At 71.9% G+C, this 26659-nt stretch carries 25 protein-coding genes and 3 tRNA genes; 16 read left to right on the plus strand and 12 right to left on the minus strand.

The genetic code is table 11. The features are described from left to right. Nucleotides 1-21 precede the first annotated feature (21 nt). The 4 genes from ACIG3E_RS06600 to ACIG3E_RS06615 all read left to right on the plus strand — a co-directional run bounded on the left by ACIG3E_RS06600 (nucleotide 22) and on the right by ACIG3E_RS06615 (nucleotide 5792). Nucleotides 22-900 carry a hypothetical protein gene (locus ACIG3E_RS06600; protein ID WP_399612021.1) on the plus strand — a complete coding sequence of 293 codons (879 nt, stop codon included), beginning with the start codon at nucleotides 22-24 and terminating at the stop codon, nucleotides 898-900. Nucleotides 901-1110: 210 nt separating this feature from the next. Beyond that, a complete protein-coding gene (locus ACIG3E_RS06605) occupies nucleotides 1111-2997 on the plus strand; it encodes a hypothetical protein (protein WP_399612198.1) in 1887 nt (628 codons plus the stop codon). Nucleotides 2998-3257: 260 nt separating this feature from the next. Next, a complete protein-coding gene (locus ACIG3E_RS06610) occupies nucleotides 3258-4778 on the plus strand; it encodes a N,N-dimethylformamidase beta subunit family domain-containing protein (RefSeq protein WP_399612023.1) in 1521 nt (506 codons plus the stop codon). Nucleotides 4779-4895: 117 nt separating this feature from the next. Further along, nucleotides 4896-5792 (plus strand): phosphoribosylaminoimidazolesuccinocarboxamide synthase, encoded by an 897-nt coding sequence (locus ACIG3E_RS06615; protein WP_399612026.1) that lies wholly within the window; start codon nucleotides 4896-4898, stop codon nucleotides 5790-5792. Between the two features lie 51 nt (nucleotides 5793-5843). On the opposite strand, the gene ACIG3E_RS06620 is transcribed toward ACIG3E_RS06615, so the two are convergent. From ACIG3E_RS06620 to ACIG3E_RS06655, 8 genes are all read right to left on the minus strand, one after another. Then, nucleotides 5844-5916, minus strand: a tRNA-Gly gene (locus ACIG3E_RS06620). Nucleotides 5917-5939: 23 nt separating this feature from the next. After that, complete coding sequence (locus ACIG3E_RS06625) at nucleotides 5940-6548, minus strand: response regulator (protein WP_399612029.1); 609 nt, start codon at nucleotides 6546-6548, stop codon at nucleotides 5940-5942. After that, nucleotides 6545-7828 carry a sensor histidine kinase gene (locus ACIG3E_RS06630; RefSeq protein WP_399612032.1) on the minus strand — a complete coding sequence of 428 codons (1284 nt, stop codon included), beginning with the start codon at nucleotides 7826-7828 and terminating at the stop codon, nucleotides 6545-6547. The genes ACIG3E_RS06625 and ACIG3E_RS06630 overlap by 4 nt, the downstream gene beginning before the upstream one ends. A gap of 13 nt (nucleotides 7829-7841) precedes the next feature. Further along, nucleotides 7842-8651: an ABC transporter permease gene (locus ACIG3E_RS06635; protein ID WP_399612035.1), complete on the minus strand. Its 810-nt coding sequence runs from the start codon at nucleotides 8649-8651 to the stop codon at nucleotides 7842-7844. After that, entirely contained in the window at nucleotides 8648-9628 is a 981-nt protein-coding gene (locus ACIG3E_RS06640; RefSeq protein WP_399612037.1) for an ABC transporter ATP-binding protein, read from the minus strand. The genes ACIG3E_RS06635 and ACIG3E_RS06640 overlap by 4 nt, the downstream gene beginning before the upstream one ends. Nucleotides 9629-9798: 170 nt before the next feature. Further along, a tRNA-Gly gene (locus ACIG3E_RS06645) sits at nucleotides 9799-9874 on the minus strand. Nucleotides 9875-9951: 77 nt separating this feature from the next. Next, nucleotides 9952-10026, minus strand: a tRNA-Gly gene (locus ACIG3E_RS06650). A 144-nt stretch (nucleotides 10027-10170) separates the two neighbouring features. Beyond that, nucleotides 10171-10488: an Lsr2 family protein gene (locus tag ACIG3E_RS06655; protein WP_399612040.1), complete on the minus strand. Its 318-nt coding sequence runs from the start codon at nucleotides 10486-10488 to the stop codon at nucleotides 10171-10173. A 434-nt stretch (nucleotides 10489-10922) separates the two neighbouring features. Here ACIG3E_RS06655 and purS point away from each other — a divergent pair, with 434 nt between their 5' ends. The 8 genes from purS (at nucleotide 10923) to ACIG3E_RS06695 (ending at nucleotide 18203) form a co-directional block, all read left to right on the plus strand. After that, complete coding sequence (gene purS, locus ACIG3E_RS06660; RefSeq protein ID WP_399612041.1) at nucleotides 10923-11195, plus strand: phosphoribosylformylglycinamidine synthase subunit PurS; 273 nt, start codon at nucleotides 10923-10925, stop codon at nucleotides 11193-11195. Beyond that, entirely contained in the window at nucleotides 11192-11875 is a 684-nt protein-coding gene (purQ, locus tag ACIG3E_RS06665; protein WP_030685673.1) for a phosphoribosylformylglycinamidine synthase subunit PurQ, read from the plus strand. The genes purS and purQ overlap by 4 nt, the downstream gene beginning before the upstream one ends. Beyond that, nucleotides 11872-14145, plus strand: a complete 2274-nt coding sequence (gene purL, locus ACIG3E_RS06670; RefSeq protein ID WP_399612043.1) for a phosphoribosylformylglycinamidine synthase subunit PurL — start codon at nucleotides 11872-11874, stop codon at nucleotides 14143-14145. Before purQ ends, purL begins: the two co-directional genes overlap by 4 nt. A 137-nt stretch (nucleotides 14146-14282) precedes the next feature. Continuing rightward, nucleotides 14283-14795 (plus strand): ArsR/SmtB family transcription factor, encoded by a 513-nt coding sequence (locus ACIG3E_RS06675; protein WP_399612046.1) that lies wholly within the window; start codon nucleotides 14283-14285, stop codon nucleotides 14793-14795. Between the two features lie 29 nt (nucleotides 14796-14824). Further along, nucleotides 14825-15682: a M23 family metallopeptidase gene (locus ACIG3E_RS06680; RefSeq protein WP_399612048.1), complete on the plus strand. Its 858-nt coding sequence runs from the start codon at nucleotides 14825-14827 to the stop codon at nucleotides 15680-15682. A 59-nt stretch (nucleotides 15683-15741) separates the two neighbouring features. Beyond that, on the plus strand, nucleotides 15742-16419 hold the full coding sequence (locus ACIG3E_RS06685; RefSeq protein ID WP_399612050.1) for a TetR/AcrR family transcriptional regulator: 678 nt from the start codon (nucleotides 15742-15744) through the stop codon (nucleotides 16417-16419). A gap of 9 nt (nucleotides 16420-16428) precedes the next feature. Beyond that, on the plus strand, nucleotides 16429-17226 hold the full coding sequence (locus ACIG3E_RS06690; RefSeq protein WP_399612052.1) for a sterol carrier family protein: 798 nt from the start codon (nucleotides 16429-16431) through the stop codon (nucleotides 17224-17226). A gap of 119 nt (nucleotides 17227-17345) precedes the next feature. Beyond that, entirely contained in the window at nucleotides 17346-18203 is an 858-nt protein-coding gene (locus ACIG3E_RS06695) for an META domain-containing protein (protein ID WP_399612054.1), read from the plus strand. A 62-nt stretch (nucleotides 18204-18265) separates the two neighbouring features. Here the strand turns inward: ACIG3E_RS06695 and ACIG3E_RS06700 are convergent, their stop codons facing one another. After that, entirely contained in the window at nucleotides 18266-19675 is a 1410-nt protein-coding gene (locus tag ACIG3E_RS06700; RefSeq protein WP_399612057.1) for a sulfatase, read from the minus strand. A gap of 248 nt (nucleotides 19676-19923) precedes the next feature. Continuing rightward, entirely contained in the window at nucleotides 19924-20022 is a 99-nt protein-coding gene (locus ACIG3E_RS06705) for a putative leader peptide (RefSeq protein WP_399612060.1), read from the minus strand. A gap of 260 nt (nucleotides 20023-20282) precedes the next feature. On the opposite strand from ACIG3E_RS06705, the gene purF reads away from it, so the two are divergent. Continuing rightward, the gene (purF, locus tag ACIG3E_RS06710) at nucleotides 20283-21809 is read left to right on the plus strand and encodes an amidophosphoribosyltransferase (RefSeq protein WP_242719700.1); all 1527 of its coding nucleotides are present in this window, start codon (nucleotides 20283-20285) and stop codon (nucleotides 21807-21809) included. Nucleotides 21810-21841: 32 nt separating this feature from the next. Continuing rightward, a complete protein-coding gene (gene purM / locus ACIG3E_RS06715; protein ID WP_399612063.1) occupies nucleotides 21842-22924 on the plus strand; it encodes a phosphoribosylformylglycinamidine cyclo-ligase in 1083 nt (360 codons plus the stop codon). 117 nt (nucleotides 22925-23041) lie between these two features. Here purM and ACIG3E_RS06720 read toward each other — a convergent pair whose 3' ends face one another. Continuing rightward, nucleotides 23042-23299 carry a DUF3073 domain-containing protein gene (locus tag ACIG3E_RS06720; protein WP_399612065.1) on the minus strand — a complete coding sequence of 86 codons (258 nt, stop codon included), beginning with the start codon at nucleotides 23297-23299 and terminating at the stop codon, nucleotides 23042-23044. Nucleotides 23300-23683: 384 nt separating this feature from the next. Continuing rightward, nucleotides 23684-24766: a Leu/Phe/Val dehydrogenase gene (locus ACIG3E_RS06725; RefSeq protein ID WP_399612067.1), complete on the minus strand. Its 1083-nt coding sequence runs from the start codon at nucleotides 24764-24766 to the stop codon at nucleotides 23684-23686. Between the two features lie 236 nt (nucleotides 24767-25002). Between ACIG3E_RS06725 and ACIG3E_RS06730 the strand changes: the two genes are divergently transcribed. Then, nucleotides 25003-25875, plus strand: coding sequence for a hypothetical protein (locus tag ACIG3E_RS06730; protein WP_399612070.1), 873 nt, complete (start codon nucleotides 25003-25005; stop codon nucleotides 25873-25875). 548 nt (nucleotides 25876-26423) lie between these two features. After that, on the plus strand, nucleotides 26424-26630 hold the full coding sequence (bldC, locus tag ACIG3E_RS06735) for a developmental transcriptional regulator BldC (RefSeq protein WP_003949541.1): 207 nt from the start codon (nucleotides 26424-26426) through the stop codon (nucleotides 26628-26630). Nucleotides 26631-26659 lie beyond the last annotated feature (29 nt).

Genomic DNA, 26659 nt, shown 5'->3' on the forward strand with positions numbered 1-26659 from the left:
GTGGTGACGTAACGTAAGGCCATGGCCTCGACTCGTCCGCGCCCCCGCCTCCTCTACGTCACCGACCTCGCCTACGAGGCGCGCGGGCGGCGCTACTGCGACGAGGACATCCAGCTGTCCGCCCGCCTGCGCGAGCACCTCGACGACATGGACGTCGCGCTCTGCCACCCGCTGGACGCGGCCGCCCTGATGGATGACTTCGACCTCGTCGTCGTACGCAACAGCGGACCGGTCATCCACTACCAGGAGGCGTACGACGCCTTCCGGGACCGCGCGCTGCGGGACGGCGTGCGCGTGTACAACCCGCTGACGGGCCGCGCCGACATGGCGGGCAAGCAGTACCTCGTCGACCTGACCGCCGAGGGGCTGCCGGTCATCCCGACCGTCGACCGCCGCGAGGACCTCCACCGCCTCCCCGAGGCCGCGTCGTACGTCGTCAAGCCCAAGCTCGGCGCCGACTCCATCGGCCTGCGGACCGTCGGCCGCGAGGAGCTCGCGGGCCTGGAGTTCACCACGGGCGGCGGACTCCTCGCGCAGCCCCGGATCGACTTCCGCTACGAGGTGTCCTTCTACTTCATCGACGACGCCTTCCAGTACGCGCTGTACGCACCCCGCCCCGACCGGCGCTGGGAGCTCGAACCGTACGCTCCGACGGACGACGACCTGGAGTTCGCGCGCGGGTTCGTCGACTGGAACACGCTCCCGTACGGCATCCAGCGCGTCGACGCCTGCCGGGCGCCGGACGGACGGCTGCTCCTGGTCGAGCTGGAGGACCTCAATCCCTATCTGTCCCTCGACCTCATCGGCGCCGAAGGGCAGCGGGCGTTCGCCGGGAACCTGGCCGCCTCGCTGCGCCGTTACCTGGCGGGCAGCTTTACCCAAAGCCATTCCATCGGGTGACCGCTGGTCCATCCGGCTGACGCTGACCTGCGCCCCAACTAGGGTGCGGCGCAGGCGTTCCGGCACCCATAGCCAAACAGCCCACCGGCATTGCGATGTCAGTGGCGGGTGCCACAGTGGGGGAGTGAGCAACGCCATCGACGTGCGCCGCCGGCTCCGGCCGACGGCCGAGCTGTGAGGCAGCAGGGGGTGTCTTCGGTCGTGTCAGGTATGGGTGAGGAGGCGGGCGCGCAGGCCGCGCGCTCCCGGGCTCTCGCCGTGCTGCGCATCCGCGGCAGGGCGCTGGCCGTCGCCCTGCTGCCCGCGGCCGTGGCCGTCGTCCTGCTCGCCGCCGCGGTGACGGGCCACGTCGAGGGCGCCGCCTGGGCCGCGGCCCGCTGGGTCGTCACGGTGCTCGCCGTGCTCGCCCTCGTCGCCGCCTCGATCGTCGCCCTGGTCGTCGCCCGCGCCCGGCCCGCCCTGAGCCCCACGGTCCCGATCAGCGAAGCCGCCGCACCCGACCTGTACCGCCTGGTGCGCGACCTCGCCGACCGCCTGGACGTCCCCGCCCCCTCCGCGATAGCGCTCACCCCGGACTGCGACAGCTGGCTGGAGGACCGCACCCACCCGGCCCACGACGCGTGCGCGCGCCGCCGCGAGGCCGAGGCGTCCCCGGGCGAAGGGACGGGCCCGGCCCCCGCGAGCGGCGCCGCCGACGACGACCCGGACCTCGGCACCGGGATACGCGACGGCCGCCCGCCCAGGAGCCGCGCCCCCGCCGCCCCCGTGCTCGTCATCGGCTCGCCCTTCCTGTGGTGGATGCGGGTCGGCGAGCTGCGCGCGGTCCTCGCCCCCGTCGTCGCGGGCACGGGCCCCTCGGCCCACCCGGACATAGCCGCCGCCCGCCGCTTCGTGCGCGGTCTGGACGCGGCCGTCGCCGTCGCCTCCGCGCCCGGCCGCGGCCCGATCACGCGCACCGTCCTCGGCGGCGTCGGCTGGGTGGCGCGGCTGCTGCTCCGCGGCTGCCGGATGCACGCGGCCGAGATGGAGCGCGGCGTCGCGGCCGCCGCCGCCGAGCGCGCCCAGACCGTGGACTACGGCGCGCGGATCGTCGCCCAGGAGCAGGTCGGCCTCGCCTACGCGGGCTGGGACCGGCTCCTGACCCGGGTCGCGCTGCCCGCCTGGCGCATGGGCCGCTGGCCCTCGCGGCTCGACGCGGGCGTGGTCTCGGCGCTCACCGAGCTGTCCCGCAGGGACCGCCTCGCCGAAGGGTTCGCCTCGCGGCTCGGCGAGCGCCCCGCCTGCGACCTCCTGGAGGAGCCCGGCGTGGTGGACGAGGCCGCGTCGCTGCTCGCCGCCCGGCTCTTCCACGGCGGCCCCGCCGAGTCCGGCCCCGGCTGGGCCCCGGTGGCCTGGCAGGAGTACCCGGACGAGATCGTCGACCGCAAGTGGCGCATGGACGCGGCCCGGCTGCACCGCGTGCTCGACTCCCTCGGCGTCAGCCGCTCCTTCGACCCCGAGGCCCCCGACCCCGAGGGGCCGACGCTCGGCCGAGTCCTCGACCATCTGACGGACCCGGAGCGGGCGGCCCGCCGCCGCGCCTCCGCCGCCCTGGAAGCCTCCGACGCCGAGGCCCCTGAGACCGCCGAGGCCCCCGACACCGCCGAAGCCTGGCCCGAAGCCGACGACCACGACGACGCGCACCGCGAGGACGCCGACGAAGGCCGCGGCGGCCAGCTCGCCGCCGGGCTCAGCGCCGAGCTGGCCCGCGAGGAGGCCGCCGCCCCGCCACGCCCCGCCCCCACCGGCCAGTCCCCGGACGACGCGCTCTGGGACGACGGCGCGCTGCCCCTGTTCCCGCTCCAGCCGCCCCGGTCCGGCCGCGAGCTGCTCACCGACCACGTAGCGGCGATGGTGTGCTGCGCGGCCATAGACACCGCGGGCGCGGCCCCCGGCCTCGACTGGCTGGACGGCCCCTCCCTGCTGATGGACGGCGAGCGCGCGGCCGACCTCACCCCGCGCGTGCTCACCCTCGTGGAGGACGGCGACCCGGAGCCGCTGCGCGCCTGGCTCACCGCCCAGGGCATCCGCCCGGAGAAGCCCCTGCGCCTCGTCTAGAGGCCCCTGCGTCTCGTCTAGAGGCCCCGCGCCCGGAGCGCTTCCGCGCCCGCGCCCGGAGCGAAACGTTCCAGTCAGCGCCGGTCTCGTTAATTCACGACGAACGGTGACGGACCGCGTGCGTAATGTGATGTGCTGGGACCGCGAAGAAAGGGAAAGACCGCCGCGGACCGCGGCGGCTCCGCCTCCGCACCGGCACGGAGCCATCGACCACGCAGCGGCGGAGAACAGGCTCGGGGGAGCGAGGGAGGGGACAACGCATGGGACCGGAGCCGATCCGCCGCTGGGAGTCGGGCGCCCTCGCCCACGCCGTGACCGACCCCTTCGGCCAGGGCCCGCTGCCCTGGCTCCGGGGCGCGGAGCACTACTTCGACGACACGGGCCAGGTCGTCCCCTGGTACGTCGACCACGCCCCGGCGCCCGGCGCCACCGGCCCCGGCCACCTCCCGGCCCGCCGCCCCGGCGGCGGCCCCCGCACCGCCGACGACGTGCACCGCCAGATCAAGGGCTTCACCAGCACCGGAGCCGCCGCCCCGGGCGAGGCGCTCGACTTCCACATCACGGTCGACCCGCCGCAGCAGTTCAGCGTGGACATCTACCGCATCGGCCACTACGGCGGCGACGGCGCCGCGAAGATCACCACGAGCCCCCGCCTCGCGGGCATCGTGCAGCCCCCGCCGCTCACCGCCGACCGCACGGTCTCCTGCCACCACTGGTGGCTCTCCTGGCGCCTGCAGATCCCGGCGTACTGGAACATCGGCGCGTACGTCGCCGTCCTCACCACCGCCGACGGCTACCGCTCCCACGTGCCCTTCACCGTCCGCGACAGCCTCGTCCAGGGCGAGCTCGGCCGCGCCCCGTCCGCCGACCTCCTCGTCGTGCTCCCCGACATCACCTGGCAGGCGTACAACCTCTACCCGGAGGACGGCCGCACCGGCGCCAGCCTCTACCACGCCTGGGACGAGCACGGCCGGCTCCTCGGCGAGGGCGAGGCCGCCGTCACGGTCTCCTTCGACCGGCCGTACGCGGGCGCGGGCCTGCCCCTGCACGTCGGCCACGCCTACGATTTCATCCGCTGGGCCGAGCGGTACGGCTACGACCTCGCCTACGCCGACGCCCGCGACCTGCACGCGGGCCGCATCGACCCCACCCGCTACCGCGGCCTGGTCTTCCCCGGCCACGACGAGTACTGGTCCGTCGCGATGCGCCGCACCGCCGAACTGGCCCGGGAGAACGGCACCTCGCTGGTCTTCCTCTCCGCCAACACCATGTACTGGCAGGTGGAGTCGGGCCCGTCCCCGTCCGGCGTCCCGGACCGCCTGCTGACCTGCCGCAAGCGCCGCGGCCCGGGGAAGGCCGCGCTGTGGCGGGAGATCGACGCCCCCGAGCAGCAGCTGATGGGCATCCAGTACGCGGGCCGGGTCCCCGAGCCGCACCCGCTGATCGTCCGCAACGCCGACCACTGGCTGTGGGAGGCCACCGGCGCGCACGAGGGCGACGGCATCGACGGCCTGGTCGCGGGCGAGGCCGACCGCTACTTCCCGCGCACGGCGCTGCCCGAGCACCAGGACCGCATCCTGCTCGCGCACTCCCCGTACGAGGACAGCGAGGGAACCGTCCGCCACCAGGAGACCTCCCTGTACCGCGCCCCGTCCGGCGCGCTCGTCTTCGCCTCGGGCACCTTCGCCTGGTCCCCGGCGCTCGACCGGCCCGGCCACATCGACGCCCGGATCCAGCGCGCCACCGCCAACCTCCTCGACCGGATCTGCAAGCGCGACTGACCCCGGCGCGGGCCCGGCGGGCCGCCGCGGCCGTCGGGACTCGGCCAACCCTTGGCCAAGACCACTCCCCGCATACGGGAGAATCGGAGCACTTGGACAGAACCACGGGGAGGAACCGTGTCCGGATTCGTCGAAAAGCCCGAGCCGATCCAGGTTCCGGGCCTGGTGCATCTGCACACCGGCAAGGTGCGCGAGCTGTACCAGAACGAGGCGGGCGACCTCGTGATGGTCGCCAGCGACCGCATGTCCGCCTACGACTGGGTGCTGCCCACCGAGATCCCCGACAAGGGCCGGGTGCTGACCCAGCTGTCGCTGTGGTGGTTCGACCAGCTCGCCGACATCGCCCCGAACCACGTGCTCTCCACCGAGCTGCCGCCCGGCGCTCCCGCCGACTGGGAGGGGCGCACGCTGATCTGCAAGCGCCTGGAGATGGTGCCCGTCGAGTGCGTGGCTCGCGGCTATCTGACCGGCTCGGGCCTCCGCGAGTACAACGAGACCCGTACCGTCTGCGGCCTCGCGCTGCCCGAGGGCCTCACCGACGGCTCCGAGCTGCCCGCCCCGATCTTCACGCCCGCCACGAAGGCGGAGGTCGGCGAGCACGACGAGAACGTCTCGTACGAGGAGGTGGCCCGCCAGGTCGGCGCCGAGACGGCGGCCCAGCTGCGGCAGACCACCCTCGCCGTCTACGGCAGGGCCCGGGACATCGCGCGCGACCGGGGCGTGCTCCTCGCCGACACGAAGTTCGAGTTCGGCTTCGAGGGCGACGCCCTGGTCCTCGCCGACGAGGTCCTGACGCCGGACTCGTCCCGCTTCTGGCCCGCCGACACCTGGGAGCCGGGCCACGCCCAGCCGTCCTTCGACAAGCAGTTCGTCCGCGACTGGCTGACGTCGTCCGCGTCCGGCTGGGACCGCCACGGCGAGCTGCCGCCCCCGCCGCTGCCCGAGGACGTGGTGGCCGCGACCCGCGCCAAGTACATCGAGGCGTACGAGCGCCTCACCGGCACCGCCTGGTAGCCGGGCGCACGACGAAGCCCCCCGGTTCGCAGAACCGGGGGGCTTCACTTGAGCGGACGACCAGGTTCGAACTGGCGACCTCAACCTTGGCAAGGTTGCGCTCTACCAACTGAGCTACGTCCGCGCTGCGCCGAAGCGCGATAGCTACTATACCCAACCTCGCTCGCGGGCGAGACGCACTGCCGCGTGCCGGTTCTCGGCACCGGTCTTGGTGACCGCCGACGAGAGGTAGTTCCGGACCGTTCCCTGGGACAGCGAGGCGCGCTCGGCGATCTCCGCGACGGGTGCGCCGTCGGCGGCGAGTTCGAGCACCTCGGCCTCGCGGGCGGTCAGCGGGGAGTCCCCCGCGGAGATCGCGTCGGCCGCCAACTCCTGGTCCACGTACCGCCGTCCGTCGTGGACGGTGCGGATGATCTCGGCGAGCCGCTGGGCGCTCACCGTCTTCGGTACGAACCCGCGCACGCCGACCGCGAGCGCCCGCTTGAGGTGGCCTGGACGGCCGTGGCTGGTCACGATCATGACCCGGCAGCCGGGGAGTTCGTCGCGCAGGGATGTGGCCACGCTCACACCGTCCGCCCCCGGCATCTGGAGGTCGAGCACGGCCACGTCGGGCCGGTGGGCCCGGGCCATGGCGAGCGCCTCGGGGCCGGACGCGGCCTCCGCGACGACGGCGAGGTCGTCCTCCAGGCTGAGCAGGGCGGCGAGGGCGCCGCGGATCAGGTGCTCGTCGTCGGCGAGCAGCACGCGCACGGTCATGACGCCCTCGTTCCCGGGGCCCCGGCCAGGAGCACGTCCGCAGCCTCGTCGTCCGGGTCCGTCCCGGGGGACACCGGCACCCGTGCGGTGAGCCGGAACTGGCCGCCGTCGGCGCAGTGCTCCAGGGTGCCGCCCACGGCGGCGAGGCGTTCGCGCAGGCCCGGGAGCCCGGTGCCGCCGCTGGCCGCGCGGCCCTCGGGCACCCCGTCGTTCTCGATGGTCAACGTCGTCTGTCCTTCCGTGACCGACACGGTGATGGCGCAGTGCTGTGCGTCGCCGTGGCGCAGTACGTTCGTGGTGCCCTCCCGCACCACCCAGCCGAGGGCCGACTGCACCGCGGCCGGCAGGCCCGCGGGCTCCCCGGTCACCCGGCAGGGGATCCCGGCGGCCTCCAGGACGCCCTGGGCCCCGATGAGTTCCACGCCGAGCTCGACCTCGCGGTAGCCGCGTACGACCTCCCTGATCTCCCGCTGCGACTGCTGTGCGATCCGCTGCACCTCGACCATCTGGTCCACGGCCTCGGGCCGCCCGCGCCGGGCCAGCTGCGCGGCCAGCTCGCTCTTGAGGGCGATGACGGCGAGGTTGCGCCCCATCACGTCGTGCAGGTCGCGGCCGAAGCGCAGCCGCTCCTCGGCGACGGCGAGCCGGGCCTCCGTCTCGCGGGCCCGGTCGGCCTCCCACATCACCGAGAGCGTCCAGGCCCCGCAGCGCGTGCTGAACAGCGCGATCCCCGCGCCGAACGCGACGCTCGCGGCCAGGCCGAGCAGCCCTCCGCCGCGCACGCCGACCGCGGCGAAGCCGCCCACGGCGACCACCTCGACAAAGGCGAGGCGCACGCCGAAGTCCCGCAGCGGCAGCGCGAAGGCGAGCGCCGAGCCGTACGGGAAGACGAGGAAGGCGGTGGCGAGGCCGAGCATGCCGTCCTCGACGCCGTCGACGGCCTCCAGGGCGAAGGCGAGGCCGAGCGCGATCACCAGCAGGGCGCGGGACACGGCGAGGTCCCGCGCCGGGAGCTCCGCGCGCCCCAGGTAGTGGTCGAGGCTCCGGCGCAGGCTCCGGTTGACGTGCAGGCACTGCGCGGCGGACGTCGCGATCAGCGCCCAGCCGAGGATCTGCGCGGGCGGTCCGGGCCGCAGGCTCAGACCGAGCGGGAGCGAACCCCAGCTCAGATAGAGCAGCCAGGGCATGCCGTGCCAGACGGCCATCGACTGGAGCTCGACCCGTTCGATCTTGCTCCGCTCGCACCAGGCGCGCGGCAAGCCCCGTATGCGGCCGACCACTTCGATCCCCTCCTCAGCGCCGCGGTTCCCAGCGGAACCACCGGCGTACAGCAAACACGCCGAGCGCGGTCCAGGCCACCGCGACGGCGAGGGCCTCCAGCGCCTCCCCGCCGGACAGGTGTCCCGTCCAGCCGCCGCGGATCAGCTCGACGACGGGCGACAGCGGAAGGAGTTCGGCGACGGACGCGAGGCCGTCCGGCATGAGCTCAAGCGGTACGGCGGTGCCCGAGCCCAGCATCGAGATGATCAGCAGCGGCATCGCCGCCACCTGCGCGCTCTCCACGCTGCGGCTGAAGCCCGACGTGGCGGCGGCGAGCAGCGGCCACAGCAGCAGGCCGAGAAGCAGTCCGAGGACGACGTAGTGCGGCGCGCTCGGGGCGCCGACGTCGAGCAGCGCGACGCAGGCGCCGATCAGGACCAGGCTCTGGATGAGCCCGACGGCGACCGACGGAAGCGCCGCGGCCGCGAGGATCTCCCGGTCCCGCAGCTCACCGGTCCGCAGCCGCTTCAGTACGAGCTCCTCGCGCCGGGCCGCGTACACGCTGACCAGCGCCGAGTACACGGCGAAGAGCAGCGAGAAGCCGATCGCCGACGGCAGCACCATCGACCCGACGGACAGCCCGTGCTCCTTCAGGTCCATGGTGTCCATGCTGGAGCTCAGGCTGAACGGCAGCACGAGCGGCACGGCGACCGCCGTGAACAGGACGCCCTTGCTGCGCCCGAACAGCGTCAGCTCGGCGCGCGCGAGGGCCCGCATGCGCCCGGCGGGGGTGGTGCGCGCGGCGCGCTCCCGCGCGGGGCGGGTCGTGGTCAGGGTGCTCATGCCGATGCCTCCGTGGCCGTGGCTGTGGCCGTGGTCTTGGTCTCGGCCGTGGCGTCGGCGGCCGTCGCGTCCCGGGCGATCCGCAGGAAGGCCTCTTCGAGTGAGGCGGCGCGGATGTCGAGCCCGCGCAGTTCGACGCCTGTCCGCTGGGCCCAGACGAGCAGTTCGGTCGCGGAGCGCTGGAGGGTGTTGGTGCGCAGCCGTACCGTGCGGCCCACCACTTCGTGGTCGCTCACGCCGAGGTCGGCGAGCGGCGGCAGGTCGCCGGGGAAGTAGCCGTCGGGCAGGTCGAAGGAGATCTGCGAGGGCTGGGTGGCGACGACGTCGGCGACGCGTCCGGAGGCGGCGATGCGGCCCTCGTGCATGATCGCGAGGCGGTCGGCGAGCTGCTCGGCCTCCTCCAGGTAGTGCGTGGTGAGCAGCACGGTGGTGCCGTTGTCCCGCAGGGCGCGCACCAACTCCCAGGTCTCGCGGCGGCCTTCGGCGTCGAGCCCGGTGGTCGGCTCGTCGAGGAACAGGACCTCGGGCTCGCCCATGAGCGCCATGGCGAGGTCGAGCCTGCGCTTCTCGCCGCCGGAGAGCTGCTTCACGCGGGTGTCGCCGCGCCTGGCGAGTCCGACGGCCTCCAGGGCCTCGGCGACGGGCCGGGTCCCGCTGGTGCACCCGGCCCACATGCGCGCGGTCTCGGTGACGGTCAGCTCGGAGGGGAAGCCGCCCTCCTGGAGCATCACGCCGATGCGCGGGCGCACCGCGGCCCGGTCGCGGTGGGGGTCGTGGCCGAGGACGCGGATCTGGCCCGCGGCCGGTTCGGCGAGGCCTTCCAGAAGTTCGACGGTGGAGGTCTTGCCCGCGCCGTTCGTCCCCAGGAGGGCGAACAGCTCGCCCTGTCCGACGGCGAACGAGATTCCCCGGACCGCTTCGAAGCCGCCCGCGTAGGTCCGCCGCAGGTCGGTGACGTCGATCACGTGCTCTGTCATGGCTCAAGCGTTCCGCGGGCGGGGGCGGTCCGGCAGTGCGGCCTGTCATCGGCGCTCATGACAAATGTCAGTTCACGGGCCGCGAGCCGGAGAAGCCGCAGACCGCAGCACAGGCGGGACAGACGGGAACAGCAAGAGGCCCGGTACCTGGGGTACCGGGCCTCTCCTTGTGGAGCGAACGACGAGGTTCGAACTCGCGACCTCAACCTTGGCAAGGTTGCGCTCTACCAACTGAGCTACGTTCGCATCTGCTCCCGACCGGCTTTCACCGATCGGTGCGAGCACCAGCCTACCGCACCCGGAAGGGTGGTCGGTGACCGATGTGGAGCGGGTGACAGGGATCGCACACTGCGCCTTCCCCCTGGAAGGGGGATGTTCTACTACTGAACTACACCCGCACGCTGCTGTGGGATTCGGCCTTTCGGCCTCGCCCCTCGGCGTGCTCCAGACTTTAGCTGATCACCGGGGGTGCCGCGCAAGTCGGCTGCGCAGCACCCCTGTAGGCGGGTCCGGCCGGGGACGGCGAGGGGCCCGGCCGGAGGTCAGTTGGCGGCTTCGAAGGCCTCGTACACCTTCTTCGGGATGCGCCCCCTGGGCGGCACGTCGAGCTGGTGGGAGCGGGCCCAGGCGCGCACGGCGGCCGGGTCGGCCGTCACCGCCGTGTGCCGGTAGACCTTGCCGGACTTCGACTTCTTGCGGGCCACCTCCAGGTAGGGGGCCAGCACCTTGCGGAGTTTCTCGGCATTGGTTTCGTTGAGGTCGATCTCGTACGACCTTCCGTCGAGACCGAAGGCGACCGTTTCCGCCGCTTCTGAGCCGTCGATGTCGTCATAGAGAGTGACCACGACACGCTGCGCCACGAATATCGGTCCTTTCGTGCGGCCGCACCGCATATGACATGCGCTGATGCCGACTGTCCGGCAGTTTTGGGACAAAGTATCGGCTAGTGCCAATTCCTTTGTACAGGGCCCGGCAATGAAGCGGGAAGTCGGCTAAATCTCACCGCGTGTTCCGGGGGTGGGCCGTCCGGAATGCCGCCCCCGCGGGCGCACCTCAGCAGACTGTCCGGCGGGCGGTGCCCGGCGCAATGGCGAACTGTGATCTTTTCCGGGATTTTTCGCGCACGCACCCCTTGCGACACCCCGATGACCGGCCGATCCCTGAGTCGGAGTGACTGCCATCACGTATGTTGCTACGAATCTACGCGGGTAGAATTTTTGTACGGGTAGTCTGAAGGAACCTGCTCAGCACCACGCCTGGCAGCACACGCAAGCACCACACACCGGGAGTGCCAGTGGCACGCGTCGTAGTCGACGTCATGCTCAAGCCGGAGATCCTCGACCCCCAGGGACAGGCGGTGCAGCGTGCACTGCCGCGCCTCGGATTCCAGGGCATCTCCGATGTACGTCAGGGAAAGCGCTTCGAACTCGAAGTGGACGGGCCGGTGGACGACGCCGCGCTCGCCCGTATCCACGAGATGGCGGAAACCTTCCTCGCCAACACGGTGATCGAGGACTTCGTCGTAAAGGTGGAAGCCACCGAGAGCCCTGCGGGGGCCCAGAAGTGACTGCCCGAATCGGAGTCGTCACATTTCCGGGAACCCTGGACGACCGTGACACGCAGCGCGCGGTGCGCGTCGCGGGCGCGGAGGCCGTGCCGCTGTGGCACCGGGACAAGGACCTCAAGCAGGTCGACGCCGTGGTGCTGCCCGGCGGATTCAGTTACGGCGACTATCTGCGGGCGGGCGCCATCTCGCGTTTCTCGCCCGTCATGGAGTCGGTCATCGACCAGGCCAAGGCCGGAATGCCGGTCCTCGGGATCTGCAACGGCTTCCAGGTCCTGACCGAGACGCACCTGCTCCCCGGCGCGATGCTGCGCAACAACCACCTGCACTTCATCTGCCGCGACCAGAAGCTGCGCGTCGAGTCGGACCGCACCGCCTGGACCGCCGACTACGAAGCGGGCCAGGAGATCTCCATCCCGCTGAAGAACATCGACGGACGCTACGTCGCCGACGAGCGCACCCTCGACATGCTGGAGGCCGAGGGCCGCGTCGCCTTCCGCTATCTGGACGTGAACCCGAACGGCTCGCTGCGCGACATCGCGGGCATCACGAACGAGGCGGGCAACGTCGTCGGTCTCATGCCGCACCCCGAGCACGCGGTGGAGCCGCTGATCGGGACCGGCCGCACGGACGGCCTGGGGTTCTTCACCTCGATCCTGAAGAAACTGGTGGACGCCCGATGACCCTCGACACCGTCAAGCACGCGGGGGAGACCCCCGAGACCGCGCTGCCCTGGGCCGAACTGGGCCTCAAGGAGGACGAGTACGCGCGCATCCGCGAGATCCTCGGCCGCCGCCCGACCGGTGCCGAGCTCGCCATGTACTCCGTCATGTGGTCCGAGCACTGCTCGTACAAGAGCAGCAAGGTCCATCTGAAGCAGTTCGGCGAGAAGGTCCCGGAGAACGACGCGATGCTCGTCGGCATCGGCGAGAACGCGGGCGTCGTCGACGTCGGCCAGGGCTACGCGGTCACCTTCAAGGTCGAGTCGCACAACCACCCCTCGTACATCGAGCCGTACCAGGGCGCCGCGACCGGCGTCGGCGGCATCGTGCGCGACATCCTCGCGATGGGCGCGCGCCCGGTCGCGGTCGTGGACCCGCTGCGCTTCGGCGCGGCCGACCACCCCGACACCAAGCGCGTCCTGCCCGGCGTGGTCGCGGGCATCGGCGGCTACGGCAACTGCCTGGGCCTGCCGAACATCGGCGGCGAGGTCGTCTTCGACGCCTGCTACCAGGGCAACCCGCTGGTCAACGCGGGCTGCATCGGCGTCATGAAGCACGAGGACATCCACCTCGCGAAGGCGTCGGGCGCGGGTAACAAGGTCATCCTGTACGGCGCCCGCACGGGCGGCGACGGCATCGGCGGGGTCTCCGTGCTCGCGTCCGAGACCTTCGAGTCGACGGGTCCCGCCAAGCGCCCCGCCGTCCAGGTCGGCGACCCCTTCCAGGAGAAGCTCCTCATCGAGTGCACCCTGGAGATCTTCAAGGAGAAGCTGGTCGACGGCATCCAGGACCTCGGCGGCGCCGGGCTCTCCTGCGCCACCAGCGAGCTGGCGTCGGCCGGTTCCGGCGGCATGCGCGTCGAGTTGGACACGGTCCCGCTGCGCGACTCCTCGCTCTCTCCTGAGGAGATCCTCATGAGCGAGTCGCAGGAACGCATGTGCGCGATCGTCGAGCCCGGCAAGGTCGACCGCTTCCTGGAGATCTGCGAGAAGTGGGACGTCATCGCGACCGTCATCGGTGAGGTGACGGACGGCGAGCGCCTGGAGATCTTCTGGCACGGCGAGCAGATCGTCGACGTCCCGCCGCGCACGGTCGCGCACGAGGGCCCGGTCTACCACCGCCCCTACGCGCGCCCCAGCTGGCAGGACGCCCTCCAGGCCGACGACGCGGGCAAGCTGCCCCGCCCGGCGACGGCCGAGGAGCTGAAGGACCAGGTCCTGAAGGTCGTCGCGTCCCCGAACCAGGCCTCCAAGGCGTGGATCACCGACCAGTACGACCGCTTCGTGCAGGGCAACACCGTGCTCGCCCAGCCCGAGGACGCGGGCATGGTCCGCATCGACGAGGAGACCAACCTCGGCGTCGCCATGGCCACCGACGGCAACGGCCGGTACGCGAAGCTCGACCCGTACGCGGGCGCGCAGCTCGCGCTCGCCGAGTCGTACCGCAACGTCGCGGCCTCCGGCGCCCGGCCGCTCGCCATCTCCAACTGCCTGAACTTCGGCTCCCCCGAGGACCCGGACGTGATGTGGCAGTTCGCCGAGGCCACGCGCGGTCTGGCGGACGGCTGTCTGGAGCTGGGCACGCCGGTCACCGGCGGCAACGTCTCCCTGTACAACCAGACCGGCGAGACGGCGATCCACCCGACGCCCGTCGTGGCCGTGCTCGGCGTCATCGACGACGTCACGCGCCGCACGCCGATCGCCTTCAAGGAAGAGGGCCAGCTCCTCTACCTGCTCGGTGACACCGGCGAGGAGTTCGGCGGCTCGGCCTGGTCCCAGGTCGTCCACGACCACCTCGGCGGGCTGCCGCCCAAGGTCGACCTGGAGCGCGAGCGGCTGCTCGCCGAGATCCTGATCTCGGCCTCGCGCGACGGCATGATCGACGCGGCGCACGACCTGTCCGACGGCGGTCTGGTGCAGGCCGTCGTGGAGTCGTGCCTGCGCGGTGGCAAGGGCGCGCGGCTCGTCGTGCCCGACACGCTGTCCAACAGTGGCTCCGCCACGGGCGACGCGTTCACCTTCCTCTTCTCGGAGTCGGCGGGCCGCGCGGTCGTGTCCGTGCCGCGCAGCGAGGAGCTCCGCTTCACCGACATGTGCGGCGCCCGGGGGCTCCCGGCCACGCGCATCGGTGTCGTGGACGGCGACGCCGTCGTGGTGCAGGGCCAGTTCGCGCTGTCCCTGAGCGAGCTGCGCGCGGCCCACACGGAGACGATTCCCGGGCTCTTCGCCTAGGACGCCCCGCCAGCCCCACGCGAGCCCCCGCCCGGACCCGGTCCGGGCGGGGGCTCTGTCGTGTCTCTGTCGTGTCCGGAAGGTGCCCCGGGCGGCTTGCACTTGTTTGGAGTTACGTAATTACGTAATCTACGATCATGGAGTTGGAGGAACGCGTCGCCGAGCTCGAACGGCGCATGGCGGCACTGGAGAGCGCGGGCCGCGACCACGACAAGGCCGCGCCCGCCGTGAGCGAGAGCGACTTCTGGGCCCTCGAAGGCCTGAAGGCGCAGCTCGCCGAGCACGGCGCCACCGACGGCGGCGTGCTGTACACGGGGGCGGTGCGGCTGCCCACCGGGGAGCGCTACGACTGGCAGACCGGCCAGTTCACCGAGGTGCTCCTCGACGGCGACTGGTCCGAGGCCGCCGACTCCTTCGCCGCGCTCGGCCACGCCGTGCGGCTGCGGCTGCTGCGCGAGGTCCTCGGCGGCCGCCGCACCGTCGCGGAGCTCGCCGCGCTCGACGGGGTCGGCACGACCGGCCAGATCTACCACCACCTGCGCCAGCTGACCGGCGCGGGCTGGCTGCACACCACGGCTCGCGGCCGCTACCAGGTGCCGGCGGACCGAGTGGTTCCGCTGCTCGTCTTCGTCGCGGCCGCCCGGCCCTGACCCACCACGACCGCCAGGGGGGAACAACCGTGTCCATACGCAAGCTCGCCGCCGTCCTCAGCCGCCTCCTGTGGCTGGTCTTCGTCGTGCAGGCGACCGCCGGGTTCTTCGTGGACCTGCCCTACAACTACTGGGTGGGCTGGCTCCCGGCCGTGGCCGCCATCGGCCTCGGCCTGCTGCCGGGGCGCGACGCGCGGCAGCGGATCGCCAGCGACCCGCCCGCGCCCGTCGAGGTGGCGGCCCCGGTCACCGGCCGCTGGTCCGCGCTCAACAGCCCGGCCGACAAGGTGCCGAGCCACGGCACGCACGCCCTCGCCCAGACCTACGCCATCGACATCACCGCCGAGGGCGACCCGTCCGGCGAGCGGGAGCGGCCCGGCTTCGCCTGGCTCTGGCCCGTGGCCCGGCGCGGCAGCGCCTTCCCCGCCTTCGGCGCCCCGCTGCTCGCCGTGGCCGACGCGACCGTGGTGCACGCGCAGGACGGCCAGCGCGACCACCTCAGCCGCAACTCCCTGCTCGGGCTCCTCTACTTCTTCTTCGTCGAGGGCACGGTGCGCGGCGCCGCCCCGCCCCGCCGTGTGATCGGCAACCACGTCGTCCTCGACCTGGGCGACGGCGTCCACGCCGCGTACGCGCACGTGCGGCGCGGCTCCCTCACCGTGCGCGCCGGGGACCGGGTGCGCGTGGGCCAGGTCATCGGGCAGTGCGGGAACTCCGGCAACTCCACCGAGCCGCACGTGCACTTCCAGCTCATGGACGGCCCCGACATCGAGACGGCGCGCGGCGTCCCGTTCCGCTGGCGCGGGATCGGGGTGCCCGCCAACCGGGAGGTCTTCACGGCGGAGGCGCCCGCGGCCGGTGAGCCCCTGAAGTCCCTGAACCAGTGAATCCCTGACCCAGTACATGTTTGATCTCGGGCAAAAAACGTCCGCATAGAATGCGGAGCATGGCACAGAAAGACGCGCTGGCCGCCGCTGAGGCGCCCCAGGCCCGTCGGCCCGGGCTGCGCGAGCGCAAGAAGCGACAGACCGCCGAGCGCATATGGCGGGCCGCGGTGGACCTCTTCATCGAGCGGGGCTTCGACAGGGTGTCCGTCGCCGAGATCGCCGAGGCCGCCGACGTATCGAAGATGACAGTCTTCAACTACTTCGGTACGAAGGAGGATCTGATCCTCGGGCCGATGGAGGAGCACGTCGCCGACGTCGCCGACGCGGTGCGCGGCCGGGCCCCCGGCGAGTCCGCCGTGGACGCCGTGCGCCGCCAGCTGCTCGGCGCGATCGCGGAGCGCTCCCCGGCCGTCGGCCTCAGCGACGACCGGCGCTCCCTTGAGACGGTGCGGCTCATCCTGGAGACACCCGTCCTGCTCAAGCGGGCGCACGACTTCCACATGCGCGGCCAGACGCTCCTCGCCGACGCGCTCGCCGAGGAGACCGTCGAGCCGGTGCTCGCCCAGGTCGCCGCCGCGCAGCTCATCGGCGTACGCAACGCGGTCTGCTCGGACGCCATGCGCCGCCGCATGGCCGGGGAGCCGCTGGACACGATCGCGGCGGACACCGAGCGCCACGCCAGAGCCGCCTTCGACCTCCTGGAAAAAGGCCTCAGCGGGTTCGCGGTCAAGGCTTAGGCTCCGGCTATGCCACCGGCCAAGAAGCGCGCCCGCGCCTACGACCCGACGAAGATCCGCACCGCCGTCCTCGCCCAGTTCGCAACCGTGCGGGAGGCGGTCGCGGGCCTGACGGACGAGCAACTCGCCCGGCCCACCAGGCTCGGCGACTGGAGCGTGCGCGAACTGGCCGCGCATCTGACGATGGCGCTCGGCGCGGTCGCGCGCGCCCTGGCCGCGCCCGAGCCGGACAAGGCCGATGTCACCCTGCAGAACTGGGCGTTCCAGACGTCGGCGGCCGCGGGCCAGGTCGACGACGACGTCCGCGCCCTCGTGGGCGGCGGCACGGACCTCGACGCCCTGTTCGGGCAGGCCGCCGACCGGCTCGCGGAGGCGCTGCCCAGCGCGCCCGGCAGCCGCCTCGTCCAGATGCGCTTCGGCGGCATGACCCTCGCCGACTTCCTGGTCACGCGGACCGTCGAACTCGTCGTGCACACCGACGACCTGAACGACGCCGTGCCCGGCCTCGACGTCCCGTACGACCGCCAGGCGCTGGCCGCCTGCACCCGGCTGCTCGCCGACACGCTGGCGCTCAAGGCCCCCGGCGGCGCGGTGGAGGTGCGGATTCCGCCGTACGCCGTGGTGCAGTGCGTCGAGGGCCCCCGGCACACCCGAGGCACCCCGCCGAACGTGGTCGAGACCGACCCGCTGACCTGGATCCGGCTCGCGACGGGACGGACGACCTGGGCCGCCGCACTCGACGCGGCGAAGGTGGGCGCGAGCGGGGAGCGGGCGGATCTGAGCGGGCTCCTGCCGCTGATGTCGTAGCGGGACCGCCGGACGGCGGCGGGACCACTGGGCGGCGGGCCCGGAAGGCCCTCGGGCGGCGGGCCCAAGGACCGTGGGCGCGAGGGGAACCGGTCCGCCCGTCGCCCCGTCACAGTGACATGTACAAGCAGCGCGTAACCCAGACCCTCACCGTTCTCTTCGCCGCAGGTCTGCTCGCTGCCTGCGGCTCGGAGTCCGGATCGAAAGATTCCGACACGTCCGCCAAGGGGGACTCCGGCTCCGCCGCCTCCAAGGCCTCCCTGACCGGCGTGCGCTGGAACGTCGAGAGCCTCACCGTCGACGGCAAGAAGCAGCAGGCGCCGGACGACGTCTACGTACGGCTCGGCGGAAAGGGCGGCACCGGCGGCAACTTCGGCTGCAACGGCTACGGCGCCGACGTCTCCGTGAAGGGCGACACCGTCCGCTTCAAGCCCGGCGTGCACACCGAGATGGCCTGCGAGGCGCTCGACTTCGAGAACAGCCTCGCCCGCGCCATCGACGGCACGCTCAAGGCCAGCGTCGACGACGACCGCCTCACCCTCACCAACGCCGACGGCGACCGGATCGCCCTGACCAGCAGGCCGGTGGCCCCCGGCGCCCCGCTCCAGGGCACGGTCTGGGCCGTGGACTCCGTGGGCAAGGGCGGCTCGGCGCGGCCCCTGCCGAAGCAGGTCGCGGGCAAGGCCCGGCTGGTCTTCGGCAAGGACGGCACCGTGCGCGGCAACCTCGGCTGCAACGACGTCTCCGGCAAGGCCGAGTCGCGCGACGGCACCCTCGCCTTCGGCGCGCCGAAGCTGACCCGCAAGATGTGCACGGGCGCCAAGGCGAAGACCGAACGCGACCTGCTCAAGCTGTTCGAGGGCAAGACCCGGTACGAGGTCAAGAAGGACGGCCTCACCCTCACGGCGAAGGACGGCACGGTCGTGAGCGCGACCGCGACCGTCGACGCGAACGCGGACGCCGCCGCCAAGAAGTAGCCCGGCACGAGCGCGCGCCGGACGACCGGTCCACCGCGCGCCCGCGCCTGCGTGACGGGCCCTCACGCCGTCGGATACGGCAGCAGGCCCGCCTCCGTCCGCTCCCACGCCGTCCGCAGCTCCGCGAGGAGCGCGGGCTCCCGGCGCGCCTGATCCGCCTGTTCCCGCTGGTCGCGGCCCAGGTGGAAGAGCTGGTCCGCGCCGTCCTTGCCGCGGTAGTACTTCCACGGCCCGCGCCGCAGCGCCCGCTCGCCGCGCACCCGCCAGAACAGGTCCCGCTCGCGCGGCTCGGTGCCGCGCAGCAGATACCCGGCGAGGCTCGTGCCGTCCAGCGGCCGGTCCGGCTCGGGCCGGGCCCCGGCGAGTTCGAGCAGCGTCGCCGTCCAGTCGGGCGTGTACACGGGCAGGTCGCTGACCTGCCCGCCGTCGATCCTGGCGGGCCAGCGCAGGATCGTCGGCACCCGGATGCCGCCCTCCCGCAGCGAGCCCTTGTTCCCGGACAGCGGCCAGTTGTAGGAGAAGCGCTCGCCGCCGTTGTCGGAGGCGAAGAAGACGAGGGTGTCGCGCTCCTGGCCGGACGTCTTCAGGGCGTGCAGCACGTGCCCGATCGACCGGTCCAGGTCCTGCACCATCTCCGTGTACTTGGCGATCGACCCGCCGTCCCGGTGCTGGAGGGCGCCGCGGTCCCCGGCCTTGACGCGGCGCACGATCTCCGCGCTGGCCTCGGTGTCGCCGTCGGCTATCCAGGGCCAGTGCGGGGTGGTGAAGTTGAGGTTGAGCAGCCACGGCCGGTCGTGGTCGCGCCGGACGTACTCGCTGGCCCGCTCGGTCAGGATCCGCGTGTAGTAGCGCAGGTCCTTGTAGGCCGTGTCGCCCTCGTACAGGTCGTACTCGCCGCCGAGGCCGAGCTTGGAGTAGTACTCCAGGGCCCCGCCGAAGTTCCCGAAGAACTCGTCCCAGCCCGACTTGGTGGGCGAGTAGTCCGGCAGGTAGCCGCAGTGCCACTTGCCGATGAGCGCGGTCGCGTACCCGGCGCCGCGCAGCAGCGAGGCGAGCGTGGGGTGGGTGGGCTCCAGGCCCACCGACCTGTCGGCGATGGGCTCGGCGAGCCCGCCCCGGGTCCGCCCGGGGAAGCGCCCGGTGTACAGGCTGAAGCGGGTGGGGGAGCAGGTCGCGGAGCCGGAGTAGGCCTGGGTGAAGCGCACGCCCTGGCGGGCCAGGCGGTCCAGGTGCGGGGTTCTGATGTGCGGCGAGCCGTAGGACGACAGGTCGGCCCAGCCGAGGTCGTCGCCCAGGATGAACAGGATGTTGGGCCGTCGACCGGCCCGCCCGTCGTGCCGCTCGCGGGCGGCGAAGGGCCGCTCGGCGGGCGCGGCGACGGCCTCGCCCGCGCCGATCCCGACGGCGGTGGCGGCGCCCGCCACACCCCCGGTGAAGGCGCGCCGGGACAATACGTTCTCGTACGAAGACACAAAGGACTCCTGGGCGGGGAGGGCCCCCTGCGCGGGGGCGTGCGGATGCCCCCGTGGCGCGGGCGGCGGACGCGGCGCGCGAGGGCGGAGGAGCGGCCCGCACGGGGCGGGAGGAGCGCGGGGAAAGCCGGGCGGCGGAGGCGGAAAGCACCCCGAAGTGACCCGAAGGGGGAACGTTTCAGCGTGACAAACGTCCCATGGGCCAGAGCGTCAAACCGCCCTGAAACGGGGCGAAATGGAAGACCGGCTCAGCGGGCGCGACGACAGATCGCGCTCGCGACGCGGGCCAGATCGACATGGCGGCGCCACACGAGCGGGACCGTCAGAAGGTCACCGGAGGGCTGCATGAACCAGGAGCCTCACGGAGCCCGCAGGGGGCTGTCAACGCCCTGAAGTGCCTGTTCACGAGCCCTTCGCACGGCTGAAGCAACCCCGCCGACCAGAGATCGACAAGAGCCCCGCCGGGAGATCCCCACCCGGGCCGCTTGGCGGAACGTACATATTCAGCCGCGCCCCTCACAGGCCCCGTGAAGCACCCGCCTACGCTCCGTACAGGACCCGTATCCCCAATTCGGACCAGTGGTCGATCTCGCCTACACTCGGTGCCGTGCCACGTGGTGACGGTCGACTCAATCACGATCTGCTCCCCGGCGAGAAAGGCCCCCAGGACGCTTGCGGCGTCTTCGGTGTCTGGGCTCCGGGCGAAGAGGTCGCAAAGCTCACGTACTTCGGGCTCTACGCCCTCCAGCATCGGGGTCAGGAATCCGCGGGAATCGCGGTCAGCAACGGCTCCCAGATCCTCGTCTTCAAGGACATGGGCCTGGTCTCCCAGGTCTTCGACGAAACTTCCCTCGGCTCCCTCCAAGGTCATATCGCGGTCGGACACGCCCGCTACTCGACCACCGGAGCCTCGGTGTGGGAGAACGCCCAGCCCACGTTCCGCGCCACGGCCCACGGCTCCATCGCCCTCGGCCACAACGGCAACCTCGTCAACACGGCCCGGCTCGCCGAGCTGGTCGCCGCCCTGCCGAAGGAGAACGGCCGCGCGACCCAGCTCGCCGCGACCAACGACACGGACCTGGTCACCGCCCTGCTCGCGGGCCAGACCGACGCCGACGGCAAGCCGCTGACCATAGAGGAAGCCGCGGCCGCGGTCCTGCCGCAGGTGCGGGGCGCCTTCAGCCTCGTCTTCATGGACGAGCACACGCTGTACGCCGCCCGCGACCCGCAGGGCATCCGCCCGCTGGTCCTCGGCCGTCTGGAGCGCGGCTGGGTCGTCGCCTCGGAGTCCGCCGCGCTCGACATCTGCGGCGCGAGCTTCGTCCGCGAGATCGAGCCCGGCGAGTTCGTCGCCATCGACGAGAACGGCCTGCGCACCTCGCGATTCGCGGAAGCGAAGCCCAAGGGCTGTGTCTTCGAGTACGTCTATCTGGCCCGCCCCGACACCGACATCGCGGGCCGCAACGTCTACCTCTCGCGTGTCGAGATGGGGCGGAAACTGGCCAAGGAAGCGCCGGTCGACGCCGATCTGGTCATAGCGACCCCCGAGTCCGGCACCCCCGCCGCGATCGGCTACGCGGAGGCCTCCGGCATCCCCTTCGGCGCCGGCCTCGTCAAGAACGCCTATGTCGGGCGGACCTTCATCCAGCCCTCCCAGACCATCCGCCAGCTGGGCATCCGGCTGAAGCTGAACCCCCTCAAGGAAGTCATCAGGGGCAAGCGCCTGGTGGTCGTCGACGACTCGATCGTCCGCGGCAACACCCAGCGCGCCCTGGTCAAGATGCTCCGCGAGGCGGGCGCCGCCGAGGTGCACGTGCGGATCTCCTCGCCGCCCGTGAAGTGGCCGTGCTTCTTCGGCATCGACTTCGCGACCCGCGCCGAGCTCATCGCTAACGGCATGACCATCGACGAGATCGGCACCTCGCTCGGCGCCGACTCCCTGTCGTACATCTCCATCGACGGCATGATCGAGGCGACCACCATCGACAAGCCGGACCTGTGCCGCGCCTGCTTCGACGGCGAGTACCCGATGGAGCTGCCCGACCCCGAGCTGCTCGGCAAGCAGCTCCTGGAGACGGAGCTGGCCGCGGGCCCGGCGGCCACGGCCGCAGCCGACGCGATCCGTCGCCCCTGAGCCCCATCGTCAACCCCGAAAGATCCCAGGCAATGTCTGAGACAACTGCTGGTACTGGTGCCTCCTACGCCGCGGCGGGCGTCGACATCGAGGCGGGCGACCGCGCTGTCGAGCTCATGAAGGAGTGGGTCAAGAAGACCCAGCGTCCAGAGGTGGCGGGCCTCGGCGGCCTCGGCGGCTTCGCCGGGCTCTTCGACGCCTCCGCCCTCAAGCGCTTCGAGCGGCCGCTGCTCGCCTCCGCCACGGACGGCGTCGGCACCAAGGTCGACCTCGCCCGGCAGCTCGGCGTGTACGACACCATCGGCCACGACCTGGTCGCCATGGTCATGGACGACATCGTGGTGTGCGGCGCCGAGCCGCTGTTCATGACCGACTACATCTGCGTCGGCAAGGTCCACCCCGAGCGCGTCGCCGCGATCGTCAAGGGCATCGCCGAGGGCTGTGTGCTCGCGGGCTGCGCGCTCGTGGGCGGCGAGACGGCCGAACACCCGGGCCTGCTCGGCCCGGACGACTTCGACGTCGCGGGCGCGGGCACGGGCGCCGTGGAGGCCGACCGCCTGCTCGGCCCGGATCGCATCCGTAAGGGTGACGCGGTCATCGCCATGGCGTCCTCCGGGCTTCACTCCAACGGGTACTCGCTGGTCCGGCACGTGGTCTTCGACCGCGCGAAGATGACCCTGGACCAGCAGGTCGAGGAGTTCGGCCGCACGCTCGGCGAGGAGCTCCTGGAGCCCACCAAGATCTACTCCCTGGACTGTCTGGCGCTGACCCGCACCACCGACGTGCACGCGTTCAGCCACGTCACCGGCGGCGGCCTCGCGGCGAACCTGGCCCGGGTGATCCCGGACGGACTGCACGCCACCGTCGACCGCTCCACCTGGGCGCCGGGCGCCGTCTTCGACCTCGTCGGCAAGGCCGGTCAGGTGGAGCGCCTGGAGCTGGAGAAGACCCTGAACATGGGCGTCGGCATGATCGCCGTCGTGCCCGAGGACTCGGTCGACGTGGCCCTGGCGACGCTCGCCGACCGCGGCGTCGAGTCCTGGGTCGCGGGCGAGATCACCGACCGCGGCGACCACGCCACGGGAGCCGAGCTCGTCGGCGACTACGCCAAGTAGGCCACGCCCGCACAGCACGAAACCCGGTCCGGCAAGTTGCCCGGACCGGGTGAAGTGCGTTGTCGCGCTGTCCGCGAGAGGTGCGGACGCTGTCGCGCGAAGAACCGAACTACGAGGTCAAGCGCCGCGGCGCTGCTGCGAGGGGCCGGACTCGCCGGCGTCCTCGTCGTCATCGTCGTCGGTGTTGTACAGATCCGCGTACTGCGCGTACGGGTCTTCGTCGTCCTCGTCCTCGAACGGCTCGCCATTCGGCGGCTGCTGCGAAGTCGAAGCGCCCAGCTCATTGGCCAGACGCGACAGGTCAGTCCCGCCGCTGTTGTACTTCAGCTGGCGGGCGACCTTTGTCTGCTTGGCCTTGGCCCGGCCGCGCCCCATGGCTCGACCCCCTCGGTATCGGGGCTCATGGCCCCAGAGTCTTGACACGCGTTCATGATCCGGAACGGGCTCTCCGTGGAGAGACCGGTCCGTAGGGCTTCCACGGTACCTGTTCCTGCGGCCATACGGTACGTCGCCCGCAGGACGCGCCTGGGCGCACGACCGGCAAGGAGCCCTTTCCTCGCTGGTCAGCTGCGATTTTAACCTCTTCTTGGCGGGCGACCCGCCGACGGGCGTGAGTCTTCTCTCCCGATGACGCCGGCGGGCCCCGACGAGGGCCTTGTCAGGGCCCAATCAGGCCGTTCTGGAGGCCGTATTCAGTTGTCCCCGGGCTGCGTTCCGCCTCCATTCGGACACGTTCCGCAGCCTTTGGTCCGGTACGCGTCAGCCGCGGCGGGCCTCCGCGATGCGCTGCTCGGCGATCCTGTCGGCCGCGGCCGCGGGCGGTATGCCGTCAGCCTTCGCGCGCGCGAAGATGGCGAGCGTGGTGTCGTAGATCTTCGATGCCTTCGCCTTGCAGCGGTCGAAGTCGAAGCCGTGCAGCTCGTCGGCGACCTGGATCACGCCGCCCGCGTTCACCACGTAGTCCGGGGCGTAGAGGATGCCGCGGTCGGCGAGGTCCTTCTCGACGCCGGGGTGCGCGAGCTGGTTGTTGGCCGCGCCGCACACCACCTTCGCCGTGAGCACCGGCACGGTGTCGTCGTTCAGGGCGCCGCCGAGGGCGCACGGCGCGTACACGTCGAGGCCCTCCGTGCGGATCAGGGCCTCGGTGTCCGCGACCGAGGAGACCTGCGGGTGCTTGTCCGTGATGCGGCGCACGGAGTCCGCGCGCACGTCCGTGATCACGACCTCGGCGCCGTCCTCAAGCAGGTGCTCGACGAGGATGTGCCCGACCTTGCCGACCCCCGCGACGCCGACCTTGCGGCCGCGCAGCGTGGGCGCGCCCCACAGGGCCTCGGCGGACGCCCGCATGCCCTGGAAGACGCCGAAGGCGGTCAGGACCGAGGAGTCGCCCGCGCCGCCGTTCTCGGGCGAGCGGCCGGTCGTCCAGCGGTTCTCGCGCGCCACGACGTCCATGTCCGCCACGTACGTACCGACGTCGCAGGCCGTCACGTAGCGGCCGCCGAGGGAGGCCACGAAGCGGCCGTAGGCGAGCAGCAGCTCCTCGCTCTTGATCTTGTCCGGGTCGCCGATGATGACGGCCTTGCCCCCGCCGTGGTCGAGCCCGGCCATGGCGTTCTTGTACGACATCCCGCGCGCGAGGTTCAGCGCGTCGGCGACGGCCGCCTCCTCGGTGGCGTAGGGGTAGAAGCGCGTACCGCCGAGGGCGGGGCCCAGGGCGGTGGAGTGGATGGCGATGACGGCCTTCAGTCCGCTGGCGCGGTCCTGGCAGAGCACGACCTGCTCATGACCCCCCTGGTCCGACTGGAACAGGGTGTGCAGGACGCCGTCGGTTACATCGGTCACGGTGGTGACTCCCGGATACGTAGCGGCGGTTGGACGGGTGCCCGTGCGGGTGGCGGGTCCCGTTGGGGCATGAGAGTAGAGCCTCGCGGGGGCCCGCCGCCGCACGGAGGTCGGCAAGACTCTGTCCCCTCTTCACGGGGGTCACTCTCCCGGGCTGCGAGACGGGGTACGGCGGTGTTCGGCCATGGCACGATTTGCAGTGTTTTCCAGCCGGAGGGCGGGGGAGGGGAGGAGCCGTGCCCAAGGTGTCCTCGGTGGTCGTTCCGTATGCGTCGTACCTGCGCGTGTACGAGCCCCTCGCCGCCTTCCCCGAGCCCGAGCGCACCCACTGGGCGCGCTACGCACGCCGCCCGGAGCGGCCCTCCTACCAGGACGAACTGCGGGCCTCGCTGGCGGATCTGGTGCCCACGCCGCCGATCCCGGTGCCGGTGCACGAGAGCCGCGACGCCTTCGTGGTCGAGGCGGACGGGGTGGTGTGCGTCTGCCCCTGGCGCACCCGGCTGCGCGGCTGGCAGGCCCTCGACGAGCTCTCCGGGCTGCTGCCCGCGCCGGTCCTCGACGCGGTCATCCCGCCGGTGGTGCGCCGCCAGGCGGCCGCGGACTACGAGGCCTGGCTGGCGCTCAATCCCGACGCGCGCCCCTGGATCCGCACGGCGACCTGGCACGTCCCGCTGAACTGGTTCGTGCTCGTCGCGGACGAGGAGCGCTTCTACGAGGCGGCGTACGCCGACGCGGCCGACGGGGGCGAGCCGCCCGGGGCCGCGGCGCCCGTGCTGCGCTACCGCACGCCGATGGTGCAGGCCAGGCGCCGGGTCGCGCGCGGCCTGAAGGCGCTGCGGAACGCCATGGACGAGGGGCCGCTCATCGACGGCCTGGTGGACGTGGGCCGGTGGCTGGAGGAGTTCCACCCGCGCTCGCTCGTCGAGCTGGACTACGGCGGCCTGGTGCACACGCTGTCGGCGGAGACGCTCGACGAGGACCACTCGGCGGCGGACGTGGCCGCGGGCATCGAGGCGCTGCGCGACGGTGACGGCGTGGGCGCGGGCGAGGCGTACACGCGGCTCGTCGAGCGGTGGCGCGCGGTCCGGGAGCGGCAGTTCTCGAACTGACGTGGCCTTCTCGCTGATGTCGCCATCTTGACGAAGCCGTAACGCTGAGCCGGTGGTTTTCCCCTGGAAGTAGTGCATCCTGGGCTTTCCCCTGTCCCGGCGCCGGGACGTAGGTCCCGATCCGGGCCTTTGCCTCAAGCGTGATGGACCGCACTTAACTGACCCTTGCGCCGATCAGCCTTCCTCATGCCAAAATAGGACAAGGAGTCCGGACAGGGCTCCTTCCGTCCAACTGTGGGCGGAATGCTCGGCATTGTGCGCTATGGGGGGTCTGTTGACTCCTGATCGCTCTGTGACTGATCGTCACTGTGGCGTGACTGTCCGCTATGGCATGGTCCATCGGCTTCCGTCGCTGATGGACACCTGGGAGGGCAATTCCATCGGTTTGGCCGACGCGGCTGGACGGATGGTGTAGTTGTAGTGCCGAGGACAAGCCGTTCGTCCTATAACCGACTCGACTCGCGTCCGCCATTTCGGGCAACGCGGGTCAAGGTGCAGAATTTAGAGGAATGAACCGAGAAGGTTCGGTTCTCCCGAGGAGGCCGCTCATGACCGCTCGCACCCCTGATGCCGAGCCGCTGCTGACCCCGGCTGAGGTTGCCACGATGTTCCGCGTCGACCCCAAGACGGTCACGCGCTGGGCCAAGGCTGGCAAGCTCACGTCGATTCGCACGCTCGGCGGGCACCGCCGTTACCGCGAGGCCGAGGTCCGCGCACTGCTCGCGGGCATTCCGCAGCAGCGCAGCGAGGCCTGACGCAGGGCGTTATCGCAGCAAGAAGTGCA

Origin of the sequence: Streptomyces sp. NPDC053474, assembly GCF_044544845.1 — a bacterium.
Classification (GTDB): Bacteria; Actinomycetota; Actinomycetes; order Streptomycetales; family Streptomycetaceae; genus Streptomyces.